The organism is Kitasatospora sp. NPDC001539 (assembly GCF_040298565.1).
GTDB lineage: Bacteria > Actinomycetota > Actinomycetes > Streptomycetales > Streptomycetaceae > Kitasatospora.
Genome location: NZ_JBEPAK010000259.1, coordinates 1 through 9,612, shown reverse-complemented (window position 1 = coordinate 9,612; position 9,612 = coordinate 1). Strand labels below are relative to the sequence as shown.

General features: G+C 74.6%; 9 protein-coding genes and 1 pseudogene. 8 read left to right on the top strand and 2 right to left on the bottom strand.

Annotation, left to right across the window (positions count from 1 at the left end; translation table 11 throughout):
* Window positions 1-492: 492 nt before the first annotated feature.
* Window positions 493-1,455, top strand: a pseudogene (locus ABT247_RS33675) (hypothetical protein); the annotation flags it as partial.
* A 162-nt stretch (window positions 1,456-1,617) separates the two neighbouring features.
* Window positions 1,618-2,541 carry a tetratricopeptide repeat protein gene (locus ABT247_RS28250; RefSeq protein ID WP_350747836.1) on the top strand — a complete coding sequence of 308 codons (924 nt, stop codon included), beginning with the start codon at window positions 1,618-1,620 and terminating at the stop codon, window positions 2,539-2,541.
* 148 nt (window positions 2,542-2,689) lie between these two features.
* Here ABT247_RS28250 and ABT247_RS28245 read toward each other — a convergent pair whose 3' ends face one another.
* Window positions 2,690-4,060, bottom strand: a complete 1,371-nt coding sequence (locus tag ABT247_RS28245; RefSeq protein ID WP_350747831.1) for a DUF1015 family protein — start codon at window positions 4,058-4,060, stop codon at window positions 2,690-2,692.
* A 92-nt stretch (window positions 4,061-4,152) separates the two neighbouring features.
* Here ABT247_RS28245 and ABT247_RS28240 point away from each other — a divergent pair, with 92 nt between their 5' ends.
* Both ABT247_RS28240 and ABT247_RS28235 read left to right on the top strand, forming a co-directional pair.
* Window positions 4,153-4,698 (top strand): tetratricopeptide repeat protein, encoded by a 546-nt coding sequence (locus tag ABT247_RS28240; protein ID WP_350747829.1) that lies wholly within the window; start codon window positions 4,153-4,155, stop codon window positions 4,696-4,698.
* Between the two features lie 104 nt (window positions 4,699-4,802).
* Window positions 4,803-5,840, top strand: coding sequence for an HAD-IIA family hydrolase (locus ABT247_RS28235; protein ID WP_350747827.1), 1,038 nt, complete (start codon window positions 4,803-4,805; stop codon window positions 5,838-5,840).
* A gap of 27 nt (window positions 5,841-5,867) precedes the next feature.
* Here the strand turns inward: ABT247_RS28235 and ABT247_RS28230 are convergent, their stop codons facing one another.
* Window positions 5,868-6,215, bottom strand: a complete 348-nt coding sequence (locus tag ABT247_RS28230; protein ID WP_350747824.1) for an SCP2 sterol-binding domain-containing protein — start codon at window positions 6,213-6,215, stop codon at window positions 5,868-5,870.
* A gap of 159 nt (window positions 6,216-6,374) precedes the next feature.
* On the opposite strand from ABT247_RS28230, the gene ABT247_RS28225 reads away from it, so the two are divergent.
* The 4 genes from ABT247_RS28225 to ABT247_RS28210 all read left to right on the top strand — a co-directional run bounded on the left by ABT247_RS28225 (window position 6,375) and on the right by ABT247_RS28210 (window position 9,275).
* Window positions 6,375-7,250, top strand: coding sequence for a histone H1-like repetitive region-containing protein (locus ABT247_RS28225; RefSeq protein WP_350747821.1), 876 nt, complete (start codon window positions 6,375-6,377; stop codon window positions 7,248-7,250).
* Complete coding sequence (locus ABT247_RS28220) at window positions 7,234-7,431, top strand: hypothetical protein (RefSeq protein ID WP_350747819.1); 198 nt, start codon at window positions 7,234-7,236, stop codon at window positions 7,429-7,431. The genes ABT247_RS28225 and ABT247_RS28220 overlap by 17 nt, the downstream gene beginning before the upstream one ends.
* Window positions 7,432-7,468: 37 nt before the next feature.
* Window positions 7,469-8,275: a TlyA family RNA methyltransferase gene (locus ABT247_RS28215; RefSeq protein WP_350747833.1), complete on the top strand. Its 807-nt coding sequence runs from the start codon at window positions 7,469-7,471 to the stop codon at window positions 8,273-8,275.
* Window positions 8,276-8,366: 91 nt separating this feature from the next.
* Window positions 8,367-9,275 (top strand): NAD kinase, encoded by a 909-nt coding sequence (locus tag ABT247_RS28210; protein ID WP_350747816.1) that lies wholly within the window; start codon window positions 8,367-8,369, stop codon window positions 9,273-9,275.
* The last annotated feature ends 337 nt before the right edge of the window (window positions 9,276-9,612 follow it).

The window sequence follows — 9,612 nt, the reverse complement described above, 5'->3', positions numbered from 1 at the left end:
ACCTCCCGGGGGCACCCTGTGGTTGTTTTGCCCGCCCCTCAACATTTATTAATGGCCGCGCCCCCCGCCACCGGCTGGGGCCGCGGCCTTTTTGTTTTTCGCGAACGTGAACGAGGCCGGCAGGCCGGACTTCCGCCCAGGCGCGGACGCTTCCGGCATGTCGGACAATGGAGATGGTGCGCGGCCAGGAGGTCGCCGCCGATACCGCGTGACGGCACTCGATTTTGGTCGATCCGCGGTGGAGCTGAAGCAGCAGAAGGAGTCACCAGGATGTCGAACCAGCCCGAGGGCCGTCCCGAGCGCCGATCGGACGATGGCCGAGGCCACGAGCCCCGGTCCCGTGGGGGCTGGTCCAACGATCGCGGCGGTTTCCGTCGCGACGACCGCCCCTCCGGCGGCGGCTACCGCCGGGACGATCGTGACGAGCGTCCGCGTCGTGACGACCGGCCGTTCCGCGACCGCGACGACCGTGGCGGCGACCGCGGTGGTTTCCGTCGTGACGACCGTCCGTCCGGTGGCGGCTACCGTCGCGATGACCGTCCGTCCGGCGGCTTCAACCGTGACCGTGGCGATGACCGCGGTGGCTTCCGCCGTGACGACCGCCCCTCCGGTGGCAGCTACCGCCGGGATGACCGCCCGGCCGGTGGCGGCTTCCGCCGTGACGACCGCCCGGCCGGCGGTGGTTTCCGCCGTGACGACCGTCCCTCGGGTGGTTTCCGTCGGGATGACCGTGACGAGCGTCCGCGTCGTGACGACCGGCCGTTCCGCGACCGCGACGACCGTGGCGGCGACCGTGGCGGTTTCCGCCGTGACGACCGCCCCTCCGGTGGCTTCAACCGCGACCGCGGTGACCGCGGCGACGACCGCGGTGGCTTCCGCCGTGACGACCGCCCGGCCGCCGGTGGCAGCTACCGCCGGGATGACCGCCCGTCGGGTGGCGGCTTCCGTCGTGACGACCGCCCGGCCGGCGGTGGTTTCCGCCGTGACGACCGCCCCTCGGGTGGTTTCCGTCGGGATGACCGTGACGAGCGTCCGCGTCGTGACGACCGGCCGTTCCGCGACCGCGATGACCGCGGCGGCGACCGTGGCGGTTTCCGCCGTGACGACCGCCCCTCCGGTGGCTTCAACCGCGACCGCGGTGACCGTGGCGACGACCGCGGTGGCTTCCGCCGCGACGACCGCCCGTCGGGTGGCTTCAACCGTGACCGTGGCGACGACCGCGGCGGCTTCCGCCGTGACGACCGCCCCTCCGGTGGCGGCTTCCGCCGCGACGACCGCCCGAGCGGTTTCCGTCGGGATGACCGTGACGAGCGTCCGCGTCGTGACGACCGGCCGTTCCGCGACCGCGACGACCGCGGCGGCGACCGTCCCTCCGGTGGTGGCTTCCGTCGTGACGACCGCCCCTCCGGCGGTGGTTTCCGTCGTGACGACCGTCCGTCCGGTGGCTTCAACCGCGACCGCGGTGACCGCGGTGGTGACCGCGGCGGCTTCCGTCGTGACGACCGCGGTGGCGACCGTGGCGGTTTCCGCCGCGACGACCGCCGTGACGACCGTCGCGACGACCGCGGCCGCCGGGACTACGACGACCGCCGTGGCAACTACGAGCCGGTCAAGCGCCTGCCGATCCCGGAGGACGTCACCGGCTTCGAGCTGGACGCGGACGTGCGCCAGGAGCTCAAGAGCCTGCCCAAGACCCTCGCGGACGACGTCGCGCGCAACCTGGTGATGGTGGCCCGCCTGCTCGACAGCGAGCCGGAGGAGGCCTACCAGTACTCGCGCGTCGCGCTGCGGCTGGCGTCCCGCGTCGCGGCCGTCCGCGAGGCGGCCGGCTTCGCCTCGTACATGACCCAGCGCTACTCCGAGGCGCTGACCGAGTTCCGGGCCGCCCGTCGGATGACCGGCCGGGCCGACCTGTGGCCGGTCATGGCGGACTGCGAGCGCGGCCTGGGCCGCCCGGAGCGGGCGCTGGCGATGGCCGGCGAGCCCGAGGTGAAGCAGCTGGACAAGGCCGGTCAGGTCGAGATGCGCCTGGTCGCGGCCGGTGCCCGCAGCGACATGGAGCAGTTCGACGCCGCCGTCGTCACCCTGCAGAGCCCGGAGCTGGCCTCCAGCGCCGTGCACCCGTGGACCGCGCGGCTGCGGTACGCGTACGCCGAGGCGCTGATCGCGGCCGGCCGCGGGGAGGAGGCCCGTGACTGGTTCGCCAAGGCCGCCGAGGCCGACACCGACGGGTCGACCAACGCCTCCGAGCGTCTGGCCGAGATCGACGGTGTGGAGTTCACGGACGCGCTCGACCCGGAGCTGGCCGAGGAGCCGCTGCAGGACGAGGCCCCGGCGAAGAAGCGTGGCGCCGACGTCTCCGACGACCGCGTGATCTTCGAGGACGAGGAGGACGTCGAGGAGTACTACGACGAGGACGACCTCGAGATCGACGAGGACTTCGACGGCGTGGTGCCCGAGCGTTCGCAGGACGCCGAGGACGAGGCGAAGCGGTCCGAGCCGGCCGCGAAGGCCGAGGACAAGGACGGCGCGCAGGGCTGACGGCCCCGGCGCGGTAGCCGTGGACGGCCCGAAGCGCCTGAGGTGCCCTGAGGCGCCTGAAGTGCGTGAAGCGCCTGAAGCGCCGTGAGATTGAGGCCCTGCCGGTCCCCCTGAGGGATCGGCAGGGCCTCACGGCGTTTCAGGGCGGCTACCCCAGGGCCAGGTTGCGCAGCACCAGCCCGGTGGCCGGCTTCGGCCCGAAGGACGTGGACTTGCGCGGCATGGTGACGCCCTGCTCGGCCAGCCGGCGGACCACGCTCTCCCGGACCGGGTGCAGTAGGACGGCGGTGCCGCCGGTGCGGGCCGCCTCGCGCTCGGCTGCCGCCGCGGTGTGGAGGTAGCCGATGTGGTCGGGGCCGTCGGGGACGTGCCAGGTGTGGTCGAGCAGCGTGGCGTGCAGGACGGTGGCGTCCAGGTGGCGCCACTCCTCGGGCCGGTCGTGCGGCACGGTCGCGTCGAGCAGGGACTCCTCGGGTTCGCCGAGCAGCCAGTAGACGCCGTCGCCCCCGGTGAGGACGAAGCCGTTGCCGCCGTGCCGCTTCTGCTCGGCGAGTGCCTGGAGCGCTGTGGGCAGCGGGCCGGGGACCTCCTTGACCGTCCAGTGGTCGCCGAGCTTCTCGAGTGCCTCGGCCACCGGCAGCCGGTACAGCACCCGGTGGATGGCCCGGACCCGCAGCGGGTAGCGGGCGGTGTCCACCAGGAGCACCATGCCGCGGTCCCAGGGGCTGCGCGGCAGGTGCCGGTGCTCGCGCTGGAGCCGCAGGTACATCTCCCAGCGGTGGTGGCCGTCGGCGATCAGCGCCCGGCAGGTGGCCAGGTCGCGGCTGATCTCGGCGATCTCGGCGGGGTCGGTGACGGCCCACAGGCGGTGGTGGGTGCCGTCGCTGGTGGCGGTGGAGAGCAGCGGCTCGCCCTCGACCGTCCGCTCGATGACGCCGGAGGCGCCGCCGTTGCCGCGGTAGGTGAGCAGCAGGGGTTCGAGGTTGGCCCGGGTGGTGCGCATCAGGCCCACCCGGTCAGCGACCGGGCGGGGCATGACGTCCTCGTGCGGGAGGACCACGCCGGCCTCGGGTCCGCTGACGGCGAGGGCGCCGATCAGGCCGCGCTGGAGCAGCTCGGGGGAGTCGCCGCCGGCGGGCACCCGCTGCTCGTAGACGTAGATCGCCGGGTCCGGATCGGCGGCGAGCACGCCCTCGCGCTGCCAGGCGGCGAGCAGCCGGGCGGCGTGCCGGTACCGGGTGTCGCGGTCGGGGCGGTCACCGGCGTCCTCGGGCTCGGGCCGGGGCAGGATCAGCCGGACCACGTTGTGCGGGTCGGCGGTCTCCAGGTCGAGTCGGCGCCCCGGGTCGACGACGTCGTACGGCGGGGACATCACCGCGGACAGCGCGCCGACCCTGCCGGGGACGTAGCGCAGGCCCCGGAAGGGGGACAGGGACAGGCCTGCGGTGGCGACGTGCCCGGGATCGCCGGGGCCGCCCTCGGGAGTCTCGACTCCGTCTTCTGCACTGGGTGCGCTCATTCTGGGCATGGTAACCGGGTACGCGTTGTTGAAAGATCTGATTACCGGTGCCGGCTCGTGGGGCGGGCGAGCGATCGAGGGCGAGGTACGGCATGGACGACGGGCGGGAGCGGACGGACGACGGAGGGTCGGGGGAGCACGTCCCCGCGGGGAGCGTTCCGGCCCAGGGCCGGCCCGGGGAGCCCGCGGGCGACGTCTACGACTGGTTCCGCCGGGGCGCGAAGCTGCTGGCCCAGGGGCATCCGGCGGCCGCCGGGCAGCTGCTCGCCCGGGCGGCGGAGGCCGAGCCGCACTCGCGCAGCATCCGGGAGGCGCTGGCCCGGGCGCAGTTCGACGCCGGGTCGTACGCGGAGGCGCTGGAGAACTTCCGGGCCGTGGCGCTGGCCGATCCGGCGGACGACTACGCTCAGTTCGGGTGGGGCGTCGCGGCGGCCCGGTTGGGCGACTTCGAGACGTCCGCCGAGCACCTGGCGCTGGCCGTGGCGATGCGGCCGGAGGCCGACCACTACCGGGAGGCCTTGCGGCAGACCCGGGCCACCCTGGCGGCTCGCGCCGGGGCGTTCGGCCCGCTGCTGCCGGGTGCCCCGGGCTACCGGGAGGCCGGGGAGCAGCGCGGGGGCGTCGATGGCGACGCCTGAGCGGGCCGGTTACGAGCAGGGCAGTTGACGAACGCGGTGATCCGCGGCGAGAGCGCGGGGTCCGCAGTGATGGGGAAGCCCGCAGTGAACGAGGTAGTGCAGGCATGACCGAGACCGACACCACGGCGGGGCGCACCGCCCCCGGCGCCAGCGACGTCCCGCTGACCGAGGCGTACGACACCGCGCTGCTGGACCTGGACGGCGTGGTCTACGCCGGTCCGCACGCGATCGAGCACGCGGTGGACTCGCTGGCGGCCGCCCGGCGGGCCGGGATGCGGCTCGCGTACGTGACCAACAACGCGTCGCGTCCGCCGCGGGTGGTGGCGGAGCACCTGACCGAGCTGGGGGTGCCGGCCGAGCCCGCGGACGTGATCAATTCGGCCCAGGCGGCCGCCCGGGTGGTGGCCGAGAAGGTCCCGGCCGGGGCGAAGGTGCTGGTCGTGGGCGGCCTGGGACTGGAGGAGGCGCTCGCCGAGCGCGGGCTGGTGGCGGTCCGCTCGCTGGACGACGAGCCGCTCGCGGTGGTCCAGGGCTTCGACCCGTCGGTGGGCTGGGCGCAGTTGGCGGAGGCCGCGTACGCGGTGCGCGGCGGGCTGCCGTGGGTGGCCTCGAACACGGACATGACGGTGCCGACGGCGCGCGGCATCGCGCCCGGCAACGGGACGCTGGTCGCGGCGGTCCGGGCGGCGACCGGGGTGGAGCCGGAGGACGCGGGCAAGCCGCTTCCGCCGATGCACCGGGAGACGGTGCTGCGGACGGGCGCGCGCCGGCCGCTGGTGGTCGGGGACCGTCTGGACACCGACATCGAGGGCGCCTTCAACGGCGGTGTGGACAGCCTGCTGGTGTTCACCGGGGTGACCACCCCGGCGCAGCTGCTGGCGGCGCAGGCCGAGCACCGGCCGACCTACCTGGCGCCGGACCTGCGCGGTCTGCTGGCCCCGCACCCGGCGGTGTCGGCCGGCGACGGCGGGTTCGGTTGCGGGGGCTGGTCCGCCCGGGTGGAGGGTGGCGAGCTGCGGCTGACCGGGTCCGGGGACCGCTGGGACGGCCTGCGGGCGCTGTGTGCGGCCGCGTGGACGGCGGCGGACGGGGACGGCGGGCCGGTGGACGGGCGGAACGCGCTGGCCGAGCTGGGCTTCTGATCCGCGTCGCCGCCGGGCGGCCGGCCGTCAGAGCAGGGTGCGCAGCCGCAGCAGGTCGCGGAGACCGGCCTCCAGCTTGACCCGGCCGCTCGCCCAGGCGGAGGCGAAGTTGAGCGTGCCGTCGACCAGGGCGATGAGGTCGTCGCTGGCCATGGTGAGCCGGATCTCCGCCTTGGTGGCGGGCGGGCCGGGCGTGGCGACGACGTCCTGGATCCGGCCGTCGCGCAGCTGACCGGTGAAGGTCAGGTCGAGGTCGGTGATCCGGCAGCTGAGCGAGCGGTCGAGGGCGGCGGCCTTGCGGACGTCGCCGGTGGATGCGGCCATGTTCCGGCTGAGCTGTTCCAGTGCCGCGCGGCACTCCTCGGCGTTCGCCATGGCGGTGGCTCCATCCCCAGGTCACTACGGTGCTCTGACTGCCGGGCCACGGTACCTCAGAAGGGTTTTGGCGGTAGCGTCGTCAGTGGGGTGCCCGGACAGGCCCGGGCACCGACGGCCACGGAGCGATGCGCGCGCAGGCGCGAAGGAGGCACCCGGATGCTGCCGAAGACGGTGCGGGAAGCGATGGCGGCCGCCACCGCGGTGGTGGAGGAGGTCGGCAAGCGGGTCGTCGGCACGGCGACCGCGATCCTGGAGCGGACCGGCGTCGACGTCGCCGAGGTCGAGCGCAAGCTCGGCGGGCAGTTCCCACCGTCTCCCCAGGCGCTGCAGACGCTGGCGGAGGAGGCGGTCACCGCCGGGCGGGCGGGGGTGGACCTGGCCGTCGGGGTGGCGCGCAACGAGGTGGAGAAGGCCTTCGAGAAGGTCGGTGACCAGGTCACCAAGGTCGGCGTGGTGCTCGCGTACCTGGAGAGCAAGCTGCGCGAGGTCGAGGAGGAACCGGCGGCGGCCGCGGCGAAGCCCGGCCGGGCCGGCGCGGACGTGCCGGCGCAGGGTCCGGCGCCGGCGCCTCGGGCGGACGACCTGTTCGGGCACGGCTGGGAGTACGAGGACGAGCGCTCGGCGGACGAGCCGATAGTGACCCAGCGGGTGGAGGTCGACGAGCCGGTCGAGGTCGATCCGCCGGTCGCGGCGGAGCCGGTGGCCCGGAAGAGCACCCCGGCGAAGGAGGCCCCGGCGAGCGAGGCCCCGGCCAAGAAGGCGACGGCCGAGAAGGCGACGGCGAAGAAGGCTCCGGCGAAGAAGGCTCCGGCGAAGAAGGCCCCGGCGAAGCAGACGGCTGCCAAGAAGACCGCTTCCGCTGATTCCGCGCGGAAGACCGCTACCGCTGCGAAGAAGACCGCCGCCAAGAAGGCCCCCGCCAAGCGGACCCCTGCCAAGAAGACCGCCTCCGCCGAGGGGGCCACCGCGTCGAAGACGACGGCCGTCCGCAAGACCACCAGCCCGAAGGAACCGGATGCCCGAGACGAGTGATCCCACCCCGCCCGCCGAGCCGCTCGGCGTCGAGCTGCTGCCCACCGGCCACCCCGGGGTGGACGCCGGGTTGGCCCGGCTGGAAGCGCTGGACGGGGTCCCGGCGGAGGCACACGTCGCGGTGTACGAAGATGTTCACCAGCGGCTCGCCGACACGCTGGCCGCACTCGACCGGGAATGACCCCGCAGGACCCGTAGGAGCTGAAGCACCAGTGGCAGTGGCACGACGCCGACTCGACGCGGAGCTGGTCCGCCGCAAGCTGGCCCGTTCGCGTGAGCACGCGTCCGAGCTGATCGCGGCCGGGCGGGTGACCGTCGGCGGCACCACCGCGACCAAGTCGGCCACCCAGGTGGAGACCTCGGCGGCCGTCGTGGTGGCCGAGGACGAGAACGACCCCGACTACGTCTCGCGCGGCGGCCACAAGCTCGCAGGGGCGTTCGCGGCCTTCGTACCCCAGGGCCTGGTGGTCGAGGGACGCCGGGCGCTGGACGCCGGCGCCTCCACCGGCGGGTTCACCGACGTGCTGCTGCGGGCCGGGGCCGCCCACGTCCTGGCCGTGGACGTCGGCTACGGGCAGCTCGCCTGGTCGCTGCAGAGCGACGACCGGGTCACCGTGATGGACCGCACCAACGTGCGCGAGCTGACCCTGGAGTCGATCGGCGGCGAGCCGGTCGACCTGGTGGTCGGCGACCTGTCCTTCATCTCGCTGGGCCTGGTGCTTCCGGCGCTGGCAGCCTGCGCGGCGGAGGACGCGGACCTGGTGCTGATGGTCAAGCCGCAGTTCGAGATCGGCAAGGAACGGCTCGGCAGCGGCGGGGTGGTGCGCAGCCCGCAGCTGCGCGCCGAGATGGTCCGCCAGGTGGCGGGGCAGGCGTGGGAGCTCGGTCTCGGCGTGCGGGCGGTCACCGCGAGCCCCCTGCCGGGGCCCTCCGGGAACGTCGAGTACTTCCTCTGGATGCGCCGCGACGCCCCGCAGCTGGACCCCGCGGAGGCGGACCGGGCCGTGGCGGAGGGGCCCCGATAGGGTGCTGTGCGAACGTCCGGCCCGTCATGCTGTACGACGCGGCCGCACCGGGCCAAGGGCGACCCGGCAGACGTAGGGAGAGGGCAGCGGCATGAGCGATGGAGAACGTACGGTCTTCCTGATCGCGCACACCGGCCGGGAGACGGCGCTGCGCAGCGTCGAGGCCCTGGTGCACGGGCTGCTGAAAGCGGGCCTGCGGATCAGACTGCTGGAGGCCGAGGCGGTGGACCTCGACCTTCCGGACGGGGTCGAGAAGGTCGCCGAGGGGCCGGGGGCGGCGGACGGCTGCGAGCTGATCCTGGTCGCCGGCGGGGACGGGACGCTGCTGCGCGGTGCGGAGTTGGCGCGCTCGCACGGGCTGCCGATGCTGGGGATCAACCTGGGCCGGGTCGGCTTCCTGGCCGAGGCGGAGCGGGACGACCTGGCCGTGGTGGTCGAGCGGGTGGTGGACGCCGACTACGAGGTCGAGGAGCGGATGACGATCGACGTGATCGTCCGCACCAACGGCGATGTGGTCCACCAGGACTGGGCGTTGAACGAGGCGTCGATCGAGAAGGCGTCCCGGGAGCGGATGCTGGAGGTGGTGACCGAGGTGGACGGCCGCCCGGTGTCCAACTTCGGCTGCGACGGGGTGGTCTGCGCGACGCCGACCGGCTCGACCGCGTACGCGTTCTCCGGCGGCGGGCCCGTGGTGTGGCCGGAGGTGGAGGCGCTGCTGATGGTGCCGATCTCCGCGCACGCGCTGTTCGCCCGCCCGCTGGTGACCTCGCCGGACTCGGTGCTCGCGGTCGAGGTGCAGCCCAAGACCCCGCACGGGGTGCTCTGGTGCGACGGGCGGCGTTCGGTCGAACTGCCCGCCGGAGCACGGGTGGAGGTGCGCCGGGGGCAGACGCCGGTGCGGCTGGCCCGGCTGCACCGGGCGCCGTTCACGGACCGGCTGGTGGCCAAGTTCGCGCTCCCCGTGACGGGTTGGCGCGGTCGGTCCAACACCGCCCACTGACTCGTCCGACGCGGCGCACTGACGTTCCCGACACCGCGCACTGACTTGTCCGACGCGGCGCGCCAGGACCGGCACAGCGCGCCAGGACCGGCACGGCGCGCTGACGGTCCGGCACGGCGCTGTGGCGGCCCCGACGTCGCGCGCCGAGGCCACCATGACGGCCCGTCAGCAGGACGCCCGTCAGACGGCCAGTGGCTGGGCCTCGTCGGCCGAGCCGAGTCGGCGCGCCCCCGCCCCGCCGGGGGCCGGGGCGCGGGCGCGGGGGAGGGCCCCGGGGGCGGCCGGGGCCCGCGCCGGGGTGGGGGGGCGGGAGAGGGGGGGGGGGGGGCCGGGCCGA

Bases quoted from the DNA above. Each gene is read 5' to 3' on its own strand.
- ABT247_RS28245 (WP_350747831.1), bottom strand. From the start codon at position 4,060: ATGAGCGCACCCAGTGCAGAAGACGGAGTCGAGACTCCCGAGGGCGGC.
- ABT247_RS28240 (WP_350747829.1), top strand. From the start codon at position 4,153: ATGGACGACGGGCGGGAGCGGACGGACGACGGAGGGTCGGGGGAGCAC.
- ABT247_RS28235 (WP_350747827.1), top strand. From the start codon at position 4,803: ATGACCGAGACCGACACCACGGCGGGGCGCACCGCCCCCGGCGCCAGC.
- ABT247_RS28230 (WP_350747824.1), bottom strand. From the start codon at position 6,215: ATGGCGAACGCCGAGGAGTGCCGCGCGGCACTGGAACAGCTCAGCCGG.
- ABT247_RS28225 (WP_350747821.1), top strand. From the start codon at position 6,375: ATGCTGCCGAAGACGGTGCGGGAAGCGATGGCGGCCGCCACCGCGGTG.
- ABT247_RS28220 (WP_350747819.1), top strand. From the start codon at position 7,234: ATGCCCGAGACGAGTGATCCCACCCCGCCCGCCGAGCCGCTCGGCGTC.
- ABT247_RS28210 (WP_350747816.1), top strand. From the start codon at position 8,367: ATGAGCGATGGAGAACGTACGGTCTTCCTGATCGCGCACACCGGCCGG.